Source organism: Chromobacterium sinusclupearum (assembly GCF_002902845.1).
Classification (GTDB): Bacteria; Pseudomonadota; Gammaproteobacteria; order Burkholderiales; family Chromobacteriaceae; genus Chromobacterium; species Chromobacterium sinusclupearum.
Genome location: NZ_PPTF01000017.1, coordinates 1 through 14,280 on the forward strand (window position 1 = coordinate 1; position 14,280 = coordinate 14,280).

Annotated in this window: 9 protein-coding genes; 3 read left to right on the forward strand and 6 right to left on the reverse strand. The window is 59.0% G+C overall.

Annotation, left to right across the window (positions count from 1 at the left end):
- Both C2134_RS04695 and C2134_RS04700 read right to left on the reverse strand, forming a co-directional pair.
- A partial coding sequence (locus tag C2134_RS04695; protein ID WP_103317950.1) for a hypothetical protein occupies positions 1–530 on the reverse strand: 530 nt, incomplete at its 3' end.
- A 97-nt stretch (positions 531–627) separates the two neighbouring features.
- Positions 628–3,198 carry a TonB-dependent receptor gene (locus tag C2134_RS04700; RefSeq protein WP_103317952.1) on the reverse strand — a complete coding sequence of 857 codons (2,571 nt, stop codon included), beginning with the start codon at positions 3,196–3,198 and terminating at the stop codon, positions 628–630.
- 737 nt (positions 3,199–3,935) lie between these two features.
- Here C2134_RS04700 and C2134_RS04705 point away from each other — a divergent pair.
- The 3 genes from C2134_RS04705 (at position 3,936) to C2134_RS04715 (ending at position 8,179) form a co-directional block, all read left to right on the forward strand.
- The gene (locus C2134_RS04705; protein WP_103317953.1) at positions 3,936–5,573 is read left to right on the forward strand and encodes a S53 family peptidase; all 1,638 of its coding nucleotides are present in this window, start codon (positions 3,936–3,938) and stop codon (positions 5,571–5,573) included.
- A 251-nt stretch (positions 5,574–5,824) separates the two neighbouring features.
- Positions 5,825–7,444 carry a S53 family peptidase gene (locus C2134_RS04710; protein ID WP_103317955.1) on the forward strand — a complete coding sequence of 540 codons (1,620 nt, stop codon included), beginning with the start codon at positions 5,825–5,827 and terminating at the stop codon, positions 7,442–7,444.
- A 102-nt stretch (positions 7,445–7,546) separates the two neighbouring features.
- Entirely contained in the window at positions 7,547–8,179 is a 633-nt protein-coding gene (locus tag C2134_RS04715; RefSeq protein ID WP_103317957.1) for a HugZ family pyridoxamine 5'-phosphate oxidase, read from the forward strand.
- Between the two features lie 7 nt (positions 8,180–8,186).
- Here C2134_RS04715 and C2134_RS04720 read toward each other — a convergent pair whose 3' ends face one another.
- The 4 genes from C2134_RS04720 to C2134_RS04735 all read right to left on the reverse strand — a co-directional run bounded on the left by C2134_RS04720 (position 8,187) and on the right by C2134_RS04735 (position 14,272).
- Complete coding sequence (locus tag C2134_RS04720; RefSeq protein WP_158248694.1) at positions 8,187–9,632, reverse strand: PhoPQ-activated protein PqaA family protein; 1,446 nt, start codon at positions 9,630–9,632, stop codon at positions 8,187–8,189.
- Positions 9,633–9,806: 174 nt separating this feature from the next.
- Positions 9,807–11,525 (reverse strand): arginine--tRNA ligase, encoded by a 1,719-nt coding sequence (gene argS, locus C2134_RS04725; RefSeq protein WP_103317960.1) that lies wholly within the window; start codon positions 11,523–11,525, stop codon positions 9,807–9,809.
- A gap of 144 nt (positions 11,526–11,669) precedes the next feature.
- Positions 11,670–12,716, reverse strand: coding sequence for an MBL fold metallo-hydrolase (locus C2134_RS04730; protein WP_158248695.1), 1,047 nt, complete (start codon positions 12,714–12,716; stop codon positions 11,670–11,672).
- Between the two features lie 104 nt (positions 12,717–12,820).
- Complete coding sequence (locus C2134_RS04735; RefSeq protein WP_233196356.1) at positions 12,821–14,272, reverse strand: DUF3138 family protein; 1,452 nt, start codon at positions 14,270–14,272, stop codon at positions 12,821–12,823.
- Between the last annotated feature and the right edge of the window lie 8 nt (positions 14,273–14,280).

Below are 14,280 nucleotides of genomic sequence, written 5' to 3' on the forward strand. Positions count from 1 at the left end.
TCGCCGCTGAAATTGAAGCTGGCGTCGCCGCTGTATTTGCCGCTGGCGCCGACGCTGAACACCACGTTCACCACGCCCTGGATTTCATCTTCCTGGGCCTTGGACGGGTATTCCGGCGATTCCAGATGGCTGCAGTTGGCCCTGGCGGACACCGGGCCTTTGGGCGCTTCCACTGCCGGCGCCGGCGTCGGGGCCGGTTGCGGCGTCGGATCAGCCGTCACCGACTGGATCGCGTTCTGCGATTGCACCATCGGCGGCGGATTGACCACTGGCGGCACATAGGCCTGCGGTTTCGGCGCTGTCGGCTGCTGCACCACTTTTTCGATCTTCGGCGGCGGTGGCGGCGGTGGCGGTGGCGGTTCGCTGATCACCGACACTTCCACCTTCTGCTGGATCACCTTCACCACGCCCTGGGCCAAGCCGGTCACCAGCGCGTAGATCAGCACGGCGTGGAATATGATCACCCCGGCCAGACCGGCGCCGCGGCGGCTGCGCAGACCTGACTGTTGCCTTACTGCGGGATATGACATTGTTACGTTCACTTCCTTAACGGCTTTACTGGATTGCCAAGCGCAAAACGCCACCCCAGCAAAATCCAGGCTGAGGTGGCGACCTTCATCAACTGAATTACATCTTGTAATTAGCCTTCAGGAAGTAGGCGCGACCGACTTGATCAGCAAAGCGTGCATCGTAGTTACCTTGGAACAGGTATTGCTGATTGCTCCACGGAGGCAGTTGATCAAACAGGTTGCGCACACCAGCGGTCAGAGTCAGATGCTTGTCCCAGTCATAGCTGCCGGACAGATTCCAGGTCGAATATGGCTTAACCATGTGATTGGTTGCAGCGAAGGCGCCAGAATTCTGATCGGTGTAACCCGACTTATAATTCTGGGACATCAACGCACTCCATGCACCCAGCTTCCAGTTCAAACTCAGATTATGTTGCCAACGGAAGGTGGGCTCATTTTGAGTGGCGACATACTGACCCAGGTTACTGTAGTAATCACCATTTTCCACTAACTGGTAGACGTTTTTAGCTAGATAAGTCCCAGACAATTCAGCCGTAAAATTACCGATCGATGTCTTAGGCAGCGCCCAGCGGAAATCGACATCCAAGCCAGCCGAGCTAGAATTACCCATATTCTGAGTCGTAGCCATACCGGTCAGGTTGCCGCCATTATTCGGATCATAGAACAGCAGGCTATTGTGATTGCCGTCAAACAATGTTGCCTCAGGCATCGTGCTAACCTGATGCTTGATCATCACCCACCACAAATCAGCACTAGCTGTAATACTCTTGATCGGCTCAACTACGATACCGACCGATAATGAAGAGGACTTCTCTGGCTGCAACTTGGTATTACCGCCTACCTTCAGGTAACGCTGCAGACTAGGGCATGTGCTCGATAAGGATGGGCAGCTAATCGGATCGGCATAGAAGTTACCAGTCAACTGACTTTGGTTAGGCTGGTACATATCATACAAAGAGGGAGCTCGGAAGCCGGTACTCGCAGAAGTCCGCAGCAGTACTTGCGGCGACAGCTCATAACGCAAAGACACTTCCGGGCTGACAGAGTCGCCTACGTCGTTATAGTGGTCATAACGAACAGCAACCTTGCCATCCAGATGCTTGATGATAGGAACGTCCGCCTCGGCAAATAATGCAGAGACAGTTCGATTTCCCTTAGTATCCAGAGATTGCTGCATACCAGGACCAATCGCATCTTTGGAAATCGGGTAGTTGTAGTTGTGCTCAAGCGTGTCGTGACGCACTTCCGTACCAAATGCAACTGCCATTGGTCCAGCAGGCAATTGCAAGACTTCTTTACTCATACTGAAGTCTGCACTTGCCACGGTATACTTGCCATCATCCAGATGGCCCTTGATGCCGATCTGATTCCATACATTTGGATCGGTGGCATAGCCTGTCAACAAGCTTATTTGATTGTTCTTATAAGCATTGGCAACCTCATTGTCACCAGTAAAACCACTTACCAGTTCCTCGGTAGCATAGCTCTGACCATAACCTATGCCGGTTTTATAGTCCCAGCCTGCTAACTGACCTTCCAAGTTCAGCTGTATTTTTTGCTGAACATTCACGGCCTCCGTCACGCGATTACCCAAAGGCATGGTGCGCAAGAAGGGTGACAGCGAAGCGGAACCATCAGGCGTCACGATCCCCTGCGTGCCACTAGGAAGGAAAACTTCCAGCCCTGTAGGAGCAGGCGCAGCGATTGTCGTGTTCTTGGTACGAGTTATATTGTAGGTCAGAGACAACTCATGGTTATCACCGATTCGGACCGTTCCTTTAGCCAAACCCGACCACTGCTCTGTTTCAGGTTGTATGCCTACCATAGTGCCAGGATACATTTTGCATACGCCGCCTTTTGCAAAAGCTGGCGCAGGGCAATTCGGATAGCCGCTAGGACCAACCAAGCTATTGCCGCCATCAGGTGTGTAGTTGCCTGGATAACTATTGGAACTTGCCTTCATTGCAGGCGTGATCGCCGAAGCAAAATCTCGCTGCGAGGCCAGTATGCTATCTGTCTTGTGGTAAGAGGCAGTAGCATAAACATTAAACCCGTCTTTCGACAGATTACCGTAGCCATAGGAACCATTTAGGTTCTTTTCATTACCTCCGGAACGTTGCGGGGTCAGGAAATCCCCGCCCAAAGTCAGACCTTGAAAGCTCTTCTTGGTAATGAAATTGATCACGCCGCCAATAGCATCACTACCATAAATAGCTGCCGCTCCATCTGGCAATACATCCACACGCTCAATGGCGGAAAGCGGTATGGCGTTCAAGTCGGCAGCCGTACCATCAAACGGATGATAGGGAACGCGACGACCATCAAGCAGTACCAGAGTGTACTGCTGCCCTAAACCGCGCAGGTTGGCAAATGCGGCGCCACCAGTTGATTGGCCCACGCTAGAATTTGCACCGATATTGGATTGGTTGGAAGCCAAGGCATTAACCACTTGCTCAACCGTATTCAATCCTTGCTTAGCCAAGTCATCGACTTTGATCGTGGTGACCTCGGTAGCCTTTTCGCTCTTTAGTCGCTTGATGTGAGAACCAACAACATCCACGCGCTGTAAAGAGTTGCTGTCAGAGTCATCCGCATGAGCGAGCTGCGCGTAGCCTACGCTACCCACAAGCGACAGGGCCACCACCAGTGTCTTTCTCTTGTAGTTCATGATTTCTCCAAATCCCTTTTGTAGATATGTCGCCCGCTCGCCTCGTGGGCGGCCGGATCTTTGTATTCGTCATGCTGAGCGAATGTGATTCGAGTGTGAAAGTTTGTAATGATCACCGTCAACAGCCATTTACTTTCTCGATACCACTAACAAAAAGAGAGATCACACACTTCTGAAATAACGACAATTCGTCACACAGCCGTTTTATAAATCTCCTTGTAAATCAAGTGTAAAGAATCATTCACGTCACACATCGTCACAAAAACATATCTAAACACACATCTGCCGACCTATCTGATCCTGGCCATTTGTTGCTTTTTTGCATCCCTAACCAAGAGAGTGTTGCCGATTTCACAAAATCCGCACATTCGCACGCTTGCAATGCATTAAAAAAAAACATGACAGGCATGCATATTTGCATTTCTCCAAAAATCAACAAATGGAGCATTTGTACTGCTTTGTCATTTTTCAAGGCACCAACTCTGCCAAAAACCTTAAAATCCTTTAATTTTCATTAATTTTAGGCCTTAAATATGAATTTGTATTAAATGCATTTGGCATTTACAGACTATCTGGACTATTGATTAAGCGTCGCATGAATTTGCGGCATGCCTCCCCAAAAAGGGGGCAATCATGGGTAAACGGTTAAGACATAGCTTCGCAATATAAACCGAACCCTTATCAGGAAAAGGCATACCGCCCACCTGAATTACACACTGCAAAGAGGAGAAATTTGCATGATTGCAAAACAGCACGCTGTTGCACTGATTGTTGCCGGCCTGTTCACCGCCGGCGCTCAAGCCGGTGAAGCCTGGGTCAATACCGCCACCCAGGCTCATCCGCTGGTTTCCACGCTGACGCGTTCCACCACTGCCCAAAGCACTGGTGAAGTTGCCGCCGGCCAATCCGTGCATGTAGCCGTGACGCTGAAACTGCGCAACAAGGCGCAACTGGACGCGCTGACCAGCAGCCTGCTGGCCGGCACCAGCCACAAGACACTGAGCCACAACGAGTTCATGGCCCAGTTCGCGCCCACCCAAGCTCAGGTACAGCAGGTTGTAGCCCACCTGCAAAAGAGCGGCTTCCGCAATATCAAAGTTGCCGCCAACCGCATGCTGATCACCGCTGACGGCTCCGCCGCCACCGCCAAGACCGCCTTCAACGCGACGCTGCATCGCTTCAACGCCAATGGCCGCACCGCCTTCGCCAACGTGACCGCCGCCCAAGTGCCGCAATCGCTGGGCAACATCGTGCTCGCCGTCCATGGCCTGCAAAACGTTCACACCTTCCACACCACGCTGCAGAAAGCCGGCGTTCAAGCTTTCGCCAAAGCCAAGACCAACAGCGTGGTCGGCCATAATCCGACCGACTTCCCCTTGATCTACAACGCCAGCAGCCTGCCGCCGGCCAGCAACACCACCGTAGGCATCATCGCGGAAGGCGATCTGACTCAAACCCTGCAAGACTTGCAGCAGTTTGAAGATTCCGCCGGCTACAGCTATGTGCAGACCAATGTGGTCAACGCCGGCGACGCCTCTTCCGACACCGACGGCGTGGGCGAATGGAACCTGGATAGCCAGGACATCCTGGCTGCCGCGGGCGGCGCGCTGCAACAAATGAATTTCTACGTCGCCACCTCGATGACCAACGCCGACATCACCGCGGCATTCAACTCCGCGGTCAGCGATGGCTCGGCCAAGGTGATCAATGTCTCGTTGGGCGAGTGCGAAACCGGCGCGCAAAGCGACGGCATGGTTGCCTCCGACGACCAGATCTTCCAAACCGCCGTCGCACAGGGCCAGACCTTCTCGGTGTCCACCGGCGACTCCGGCTCCGCCGAATGCGGCAATAGCGCAGGCCAGAGCTATCCGGCCACCTCGCCGTACGTGATCGCAGTGGGCGGCACCACGCTGTCCACCAGCGGCACCAAGTACTCGTCGGAATCGGTATGGAACGGCGGCGGCGGCGGCCCCAGCGTCGTAGAAGCCGCACCGGCTTGGCAAACCAAGGCCGGCGTGCTGACCACGTCCAAGACCAAACGCGGCGTGCCGGACGTGTCCTTCGACGCAGATCCGAATAGCGGCGCGCTGGTGGTCGTGAACGGCAGCAACGAACAGATCGGCGGCACCAGCCTAGCCGCTCCGCTGTTCACCGGCTTCTGGGCCCGCATCCAGTCCGCTCACGGCAACAGCCTTGTATCGCCGAACCCGGCCATCTACCAGTACTTCAAGGCCAATACCGGCCTGTACCATGACGTGACCACTGGCAACAACGGCGGCTACAAAGCCACCAAGGGCTGGGATTACGCCACCGGTTGGGGCAGCCTGAACGTGTCCGCGCTGAACACCTTCATCGGCAGCCACTCCGGCTTCTGATCGAAGCGGCTACGCTGACGGAAACCCCGGGCTTGCCCGGGGTTTTCTGTTATCCACGCGCCAATGCCGGTGTATCCAGCCATCCACACTTTCCGGATGCAATCTGAATTTTGCGTAAACAATTACAAATAAACCGGGTAATTTAAGAGCAATTACTTTACAAAAGCCAGCACGCTCGCTATCTAGTAAAAACGCGTACTTCCCCGTCTATCATCCAAGGACGGGACGCGGTTTCTTCAGGGAGAAATGGCATGCGGGCAAGATATTCCACCCTTCTGCTGCTGATTGGCGGCGCATTCGGCATCCCGGCGCAGGCCGCCGGCAACTGGACCGCCACCACCACTCAGGCGCACCCGGTGCAACAGCTGATACCAGGCGCAGTAGACAATGGAGAACTCGCTGGCGGTGAGCTGGTTCATGTGGCTATCAGCTTGGCGCTGCGCAACCAATCTCAACTGGACGCGCTGACCAGCAGCATCCAGTCCGGACAAAACCAGCCGATCAGCGACGCGCAGTTCATGGCCCAATACGCGCCCACCTCGGCCCAGGTTCAGCAGGTGGTGAGCCATCTGCAACAGAACGGCTTCCGCAATATCACCGTCTCTTCCAACAATCTGCTGGTAACGGCCGACGGCAGCCACGCCACAGTTTACAAGGCGTTCCAAACCAAGTTGCATCGTTACAGCGTCAATGGCCGCCAGGCCTACGCCAACACCGCCAATGTCCAGGTGCCGGCCAGCCTGTCCGGCATCGTGCTGGCGGTGCACGGCCTGCAAAATGTCCATCAATTCCATACCGCCTTCCATGCCCAGAGCGTGGCCAAGGCCAGCACCGACATCGTCGCGCACAAACCGACCGACTTCGCCGCCATCTATAACGCGGCCAACCTGCCGGCCGCCAAGAGCGGTGTGGCCGGCATTATTGCGGAAGGAAACCTGAGCCAGACGGTTGCCGACCTGAACAGCTACGCCCGAAGCGCCGGCTTTGCCGCGCCCAGCGTGGCCATCGTCAATGCAGGCAGCCCCACGTCAGACACTTCCGGCATCGTGGAGTGGAATCTGGATAGCCAGACCATACTCGCCGCCAGCGGCGGCGCGCTGAAGCAACTGCAGTTTTATGTGGCGCCGTCGATGAGCAATAGCGACATCGCCGCCGCCATCAATGCCGCGGTCAGCGCCAACAGCGCCAAGGTGGTCAATGTATCGCTGGGCGAATGCGAGCTGAGCGCGCAATACTCCGGCATGACCGCCAGCGTGGATCAAATGCTGCAAGCCGCCGTGGCGCACGGCCAAACCTTCTCCGTTTCCAGCGGCGACTCCGGCTCTTACGAGTGCGGCGGCGGCACGCCGTATCAAAGCTATCCGGCGGTATCGCCTTATGTGATCGCAGTCGGCGGCACCACACTGACCACCAGCGGCGCCAACGCGTACAGCAGCGAAAAAACCTGGAGCGGCGGCGGCGGCGGACCAAGCTACACCGAAGCCGCGCCGTCATGGCAAACCGCAGCCGGCGTGCTGACAACCTCCAAGACCCGCCGCGGGGTCCCAGATATCGCTTTTGATGCCGACCCGAACAGCGGCGAGCTGGTGCTGGTGGCCGGCAGCACCTATCAAGTAGGCGGCACCAGCTTGGCCGCGCCCTTGTTCAGCGGCTTTTGGAACCGTATCCAGTCGCTCAACGGCAATAAGCTGGTTTCGCCCAACCCTGCCATCTACAAGTACTTCAAGGCCAATCCCACGCTGTACCATGACGTGGCCAGCGGCAGCAATGGCGCATTTTCGGCCAAGGCTGGCTGGGACTATGCCACCGGCTGGGGGAGTTTGAACGTGGCCAATCTGAACGCCTTCGTCTCCAAGACCGCAGGCTTCTAAGCTCAGTGCGCGTTGACATCGACGCCCCGCCTCTCGCGGGGCGTTTTGTTTTGCCCGCCCGCGTCCTAGAATGTCGGCATCTTTCCCTGCCGGAAGCCCGATATGAAACCGGATCTCGCCATCAGCCTGCTGCATCAATGCCGCCACGCCACGCTCGCCACCCAGTCGCAGCATGATCCGGGCTACCCCTACGCCAGCGCCATCCAGTACTGCTGCGACGAGCATCACCGCCCGGTATTCGTGGCCAGCAACCTGGCCGAGCACAGCAAAAATCTGCTGGCCGATCCGCACATCAGCCTGTCTTTGCTGGCCCCTGGCGACGATGCCGCGCAATCGGCCTCGCGGATGACGATATTGGGAGATGCGGAATGCTTCGAGGCACCGGACGCTTTGCGTCAGCGCCTCTTACGCTATATCCCGGAGGCCGAAGAATGGCTGGCGCTGGATTTCATGTTCTTCCGGCTGCGGCCAAAGCGTCTGCGATTGATCGCTGGCCTGGGCCGCATGGGCTGGATAGACCAGAGCGGCTGGCAGGCGCTGCCGGCGCTGGTGCCGGATGTGGAGTCGGCGCTGCTCGAAGAGGCGCAGGCGGCGCTGCCCGCGTCCATCCGCTTGCTGGGCTGCGATTATTTTGGCGCCGATCTACTGGAAGATGGCCGCTACCGGCGCGCGGACTGGGAGGGAACGTCAAACGCCCCGGTCCAGATCCGCGACCGCCTATTACAGCTTGCGTGAAGCGGCCTCAGCCGCCCAGTTGCAGTCGAGGCGCGGCGACAGGCACGTTCGAGCCATCGGGATAGCGCTTAGGCCAGATCAGCGGCGGCGTGGTCCAGGTGAAATCCTTGGCCTCGAACTCGATGAAATAAGCCTGCCAGCCCGGCTGTGCCGCGTCCGGCGTGAATTCGAAGCGGCACTCGCCCAGCCGGCACTTGCCCTTGATCGGCTGCTCCTGATAGCGGATGCCGGAACGGAGGCGGAAATCGCGGCTGTCCGGATTGCGCGCCAGCCATAATCTGGCGTGGACCGCCGGCTCCCGGGTGCTCACGCTGATCCGGCCATTGCGCTCGTCCCCGTCCACGCTGGCCTCGGGCAAAGGCTTGCCAGCCAGCCAGCGGCCCATGAACTGTCGCAGCGCCTCGGCCACCTGCTTGCTGCCCACGTAATGGGACTGATTGGGCAGATAGCGCAGCTGCATCGGCCCCTTCAACATCGGCAGATAGCTCCAGGCGGAGTCCGGCACCGCGAAGTCGTCCCCGGACGCGGAAATCATGTATTTCGCCAGCCGCGCCATGCTTTCCGGGTAGTTGACCACGTCTTCGAACCGCAGCAAGGCGTCGAAGCCGGGACTGCCGTTCAGCACCTCGCCGGTGATGCCGTTTCTGTCATAATCCCGCAGCGCCACCGGCCATTGCTTGCCGTAGCTGTTGTACACGTGGGTGAAATTGACGCGGATGTTCCAGAAATCGGCGACCACCGGCACGATGGCCTGGACCCGCTCGTCATTCAATCCGGCCAGCCAACTGGTCCAGCCGCGCTTGGAGCTGCCCGACAGCACGAAGGCGCGCGCATCCGGCAGGCTGGCCTGGATCGCATCCATCGCCGCGACGGCGGCCTGTGTCATCGGCAGATGCAAGGAGCTGAAACGGTCGGCCTCCGGCTGGTCCACGCTCTTGCGCCAGCTATAGGCGACCAGCGCATCCTCGCGGCCGAGCGGCCGTCCGTCCAGATGCAGGCTCTGGTTGGGAACGTAATACAGCTCAGCTACCGCGATGCCCAACCCGCGCGCCAGTTCTGCGATCGGCAACGGATCCCGCGGCGCTTGCGGGCCCTTCTCTGCATGGTTGCTGCCGCCGCTGACATACAGCAGCACCGGCGAGCCCGGCTTGCGTTCCGGCGGCAGCGCCAGTTTCAACTCATGCTCCCACTGAGGCGCGTCGCTGGCCAGCGTGCTGCCTAAGCCCGGCCAACGCTGCGACACAAAACCGTAGCTGCGCACGGTGACGCCATCCTGCTCGCTTTCGCCAAGTAGCCTGGCCGGTTGCTGGCTGGCTTTGGCCTGTTTCAGATATTGCGCTACCGTTTGCGGATCAGCGGGAGTCGGGGCGAGCCCCGCTTGCGAGGCGATGGGAGGCCACAGGCAGAGCGCGATGCCGGCGCTGCGCGCGGCGATGGATAATGAAGCGTTCATCGGGATACCATTCATATGGTTGGCGAATTGTTTTTTACCGCGCGCGGATAGGGCAAATGCGGCGCTGCGCCACAATGGACCGCCATCACGGCAATCCGTTCCGGCCCTATGCCTAACCATGAAAAACCCCGCCGGGTAAGGCGGGGTTTTTGGCGATGATCCGGGCAGCGGCGCTTACATCGACTCCAGCACCTTGATGCCCAGCAGATCCAGGCCGGTGCGCAGGGTCTTGGCGGTCAGCGCGGCCAGTTGCAGACGGCTGGCGCGGACCTCGCCCTCGCTCTTCAGGATCGGGCAGGCTTCGTAGAAACGCGAGAACAGCGTGGCGATGTGGTACAGGTACTGCGACAGATAGTGCGGGTAGCAGCCTTCCACCACCGCGTTCAGCGTGTCTTCGAACTGCGCCAGCGCGGCAGCCAGCTGCTTCTCAGCCGGTTCGGTGATCACGATCTTGGCGTTGGCGTCGTAGTCCTCTGCCTTGCGGAACACGCTCTGCACGCGGGTATACGCATATTGCAGGTACGGCGCCGTGTTGCCCTCGAACGCCAGCATGGTGTCCCAGTTGAAGATGTAGTCGCTCATGCGGTTCTTGGACAGGTCGGCGTACTTCACCGCGCCGATGCCCACCGCGTTGGCGATTTCACGCTTTTGCTCGTCGGACAGGTCAGGGTTTTTCTCGGACACCAGCGCGTAAGCGCGCTCCTCGGCTTCATGCAGCAGCTCGATCAGCTTGACGGTGCCGCCGGAACGGGTCTTGAACGGCTTGCCGTCGTCGCCCATCATCACGCCGAAACCCACGTGCTCCAGCTTCATGCCTTCCGGCGCGAAACCGGCCTTACGGCAGATGGAGAACATCTGGGCGAAGTGCTGGCTCTGGCGCGCGTCCACCACATAGATCACGCGGTCGAGCTTCAACTCGCGATGGCGGTAGCGCACCGCGCCGATGTCGGTGGTGGTGTAAATGAAGCCGCCGTCCTTCTTCTGCACGATCACGCCCATCGGCTTGTCTTCCTGGGTGCGGAACTCCTCCAGGAACACCACTTGCGCGCCGTCGTCCTCAGTCAGCAAGCCCTTCTCGCGCAGCTCCTGCACGATGACCGGCAGGTCGTCGTTGTACGACGATTCGCCGCGCACATGCTCGCGCTTCAGGCCGACATTCAGCTTCTCGTATACGTCTTCGCAATGCTTCAGCGACACATCGACGAACTGGCGCCACAACTTCAGCACTTCCTCATCGCCGCCCTGCAGTTTCACCACGTAATCGCGGGCGGTGTTGGCGAAGTCTTCGCTCTCGTCGAAGCGGATCTTGGCGTTGCGGTAGAAGGTTTCCAGGTCGGACAGCTGCAGGTCGGCGTCGCCGGCGTGGCTGGTTTCCACCAGGTAGGCCACCAGCATGCCGAACTGGGTGCCCCAGTCGCCCACGTGGTTGGCGCGAACCACATCATGGCCCACGTATTCCATCACGCGCGCCAGCGCGTCGCCGATGATGGACGAGCGCAAATGGCCAACGTGCATTTCCTTGGCCAGGTTAGGCGAGGAATATTCCACCATCACGCGCAGCGGCTTCACCGGCGCGATGCCCAGCTTGTCGTCTTTCAGGGCGGCTTCGCTTCGTCGGGACAGATATTCAGGGGCTAGATGAATATTGATGAAACCCGGACCGGCGATTTCCACCTTGTCGGCGATGCCGGCAAGATCCAGCGCGGCCACGACCTTTTCGGCCAGCGCGCGCGGGTTGGTCTTCAGCGCTTTGGCGGCGCCCATGACGCCGTTGGCCTGGTAGTCGCCGAATTCCGGCTTGGAAGCCGGCTGGACCACGGCAGGCGCATCAGGGGCGCCAGCCGCTGCCAGCGCCGCCTGTACCCGTTCGTTGATCAGTTGATGAATAGTCATTAGATAGCCCCACGAATTGCCGCGAAAACGAAAATTTGCCTTCGCTTTTGAAAAATAACTGGATTTTGATTGTATTCGCCCAGGCCGGTGCGGGCAATGCTTGATCCACCTTGAGGTGCCTGCAATTGCCCTTCTTTTGATCCTTTACGGCTTTTCGCTGCGTATCGGTTCATCCAGCCAGACGGTCTCGCCCAAGGCCGGCACGCTGAAATCAGCCGGCGCGATGCCATGTCGGCGCAAGGCTTCGGCCAGATCCAGCGGCGGTTGATGCAGCGGCTCATCAGTCAGGACAAAGGTGCCCCAATGCACCGCCAGCGCCCGCTTCGGGCGCAGAATGCGGAAAATCTCCACCGCCTCGTCCGGATTGATGTGCTGCGGCGCCAGAAACCAGCGCGGCTGGTAGGCGCCGATGGGCAGCAGCGCCAAATCGACCTCGCCCAGATGCTCGGCAATGCGCGCGAAAAGCTCCGGATGATACCCGGTATCGCCCGGATACCAAAGCTGGACGCCGTCGCCCTTTACCGCGAAGCCGCCCCACAGCGCGCGGTTGCGGTCGCCCCAGACCCAGCGTTTGCTCCAGTGCTGCGCCGGCGTCAGCGTCAACTCAACCGCGCCGTGGCGATGACGCTGCCACCAGTCGAGTTCGACGATGCGCTCAGCCGGCGCCCCGGCGCGCAGCAAGGTCCGCCCCACGCCCAAGGGCACCACAAACAACGGCGATCCGCCCGCCTGAGCCGCCAAGCGGCGTAGGGTAGGAAAATCAAGGTGGTCATAATGATTGTGCGTCACCATCACCACGTCGATGCGCGGCAAGTCCGGCAAAGCCATGGCGGGCGGCAGCAGGCGCTTCGGCCCCATCCACTGCACAGGCGAGGCACGCGGCGACCAAACCGGGTCCAGCAACAGATTCACCCCAGCCAGCTGAATCAACCCGCTGGCGTGGCCTATCCAGGTATAAGACGGCCGCTCGCGATTGGCCGTCAACGCCGCCGCGTCAGGCTCGACCCTGCGGATGTCTTGCAGGCGATGCGCGACTTTCAGCCGTCTTCGCTGCCAGTTCCAGCGGGCCAGATCAACAAAACGCGGCTGCTGGAAAGGATAGAGATTGCGGTAGCCATCCGAGCCGTGATGGCCGCGGGAAGCGTCGGGACGGTAGCGCGGCAGCGGCCAGCGCAGCAGATCAAGCAACATGAATAAGGGACGATATCCGGAATGATGCAGGCATTCTGCCGCAAGCATGGCAAATTAAAAAGCGGCGGGACAGGCCCGCCGCCGCTGGAAAACCGATGCCGAACTCAGAAGGTGTAGACCGCCTGGGCGCCGATCAGGTCGTTGCTCTTGCGATAGCTGCCGTCGTTGCGCAGGAAGACGCTTTCGCTGGCCCAATCGTGACGGTATTCCAGCTTCAGCGTCAACTGATCGGTGGGGAAGAACAGCAGGTCCGCCGTCAAAGCCTGGCGGTTGGCGCCCTTGCAATCGGACGATCCGCTAGCTAGGCAGACGGCGGATACACCGAAGCCATTCACACCATCGACTCCATTACTACCCAAAGCAATCCCGCCGCCGCCGCCGCCGTTCTTGCTGTTGTTCAGATAGTCGTAACGCAAAGTGGCGCCCATCTTACCGACGGTCTCGGTCATCCATTTGCGGTGGCCCAGGAGGGAGGCGCCGTACCACACGGCATTGCCGCCATTCCAAGCGGCTCGCTGCTGCTGGCCGTAATCCAGTTCGGCGTTGTACTGGATATCCCCCAAGGTGTAGCTGGCGTCGGCCTCGGTGAAGAAATAGTTGCTGTAAGGCCCCGGCGCAGTGCCTTGATAACCGTAGCCGCTGCCGGTAGTGGTCGATGGGAGCGTTTGCCTGCCCGCATTCATTGACATGCCAAGATCCAGCGCACTGCTCCAGGTGTAATCGACGCGGGCGGTGGCGGTAGGCGTATTGTTGCTGCGGGTGCCGTTGAACGTCTGGTTGTTGGCATGCGTGCGGTACTGCTCATTGGCCAGCAGGAACTTCCACGCCCACACGTCGTGGCTCCAGTTGAAGCCGGCGCCGATATAGCTGCCCGGATCGCTGAAGTCGTACAGCAGGCCGTGGGTCAAGGTCACCATCTGGTTGGACTGTTGCACCTCGTAGCCGCCGAAACTATTCATCAGGCCGGCATTGAAAGTCCAAGTGTCAGTCAACGGGAAGTTGATCACCGCGGTATTGATGATGTTGTTGCCGCTGCCGCCATCCAGCAAGGTGTTGCCGGAGCCGCGGTTGGGCATGATGGTGATTTCGGCGCTGGGCGCGGTGGGACCGATGCCGAAGGTCTTCTTGATGTCCAGGTAGACATCGCCGAAGGTGCTGTTGCTGTAAGCGTAAGTATTCTGGTGGTTCAGGAACTGGAAGCCGGCGCTGTTAGGCCCGCGGTTGTAGATATAGGTGGGGTCGAGATAGCCGGTAATGCTCAGGCCGGCGATCGGGCCTTCATTGGCGGCGGTGTTGAGCCTATCCACCTTCAACTCCATGCCGGCTACCCGCTCTTTCAGCTCAGCATTGGCATCATCGCCACTGGCGGCTGCCGAGGCGGCCGGGGCCGGTTTATCGGCCGTCGCCGCTTCCACCGCCTTTTGCAGCTCCGCCATCTGCTGCTGCAGTTTTTGCATCTGCGCCTTCAGCCGGACGATCTCGTCGGACTTGGCATCGGCCATCGCCACGCCGGGCAGCGCGGCGATCAATGCGCTGATCAGAACCTTCTTCATCATCATTTCTC

Excerpts from the sequence above, each read along its gene's own strand:
- argS (WP_103317960.1), bottom strand. The coding sequence starts at position 11,525 with ATGACTATTCATCAACTGATCAACGAACGGGTACAGGCGGCGCTGGCA.
- C2134_RS04730 (WP_158248695.1), bottom strand. The coding sequence starts at position 12,716 with ATGTTGCTTGATCTGCTGCGCTGGCCGCTGCCGCGCTACCGTCCCGAC.
- C2134_RS04715 (WP_103317957.1), top strand. The coding sequence starts at position 7,547 with ATGAAACCGGATCTCGCCATCAGCCTGCTGCATCAATGCCGCCACGCC.
- C2134_RS04710 (WP_103317955.1), top strand. The coding sequence starts at position 5,825 with ATGCGGGCAAGATATTCCACCCTTCTGCTGCTGATTGGCGGCGCATTC.
- C2134_RS04720 (WP_158248694.1), bottom strand. The coding sequence starts at position 9,632 with ATGAACGCTTCATTATCCATCGCCGCGCGCAGCGCCGGCATCGCGCTC.
- C2134_RS04735 (WP_233196356.1), bottom strand. The coding sequence starts at position 14,272 with ATGATGAAGAAGGTTCTGATCAGCGCATTGATCGCCGCGCTGCCCGGC.
- C2134_RS04700 (WP_103317952.1), bottom strand. The coding sequence starts at position 3,198 with ATGAACTACAAGAGAAAGACACTGGTGGTGGCCCTGTCGCTTGTGGGT.
- C2134_RS04705 (WP_103317953.1), top strand. The coding sequence starts at position 3,936 with ATGATTGCAAAACAGCACGCTGTTGCACTGATTGTTGCCGGCCTGTTC.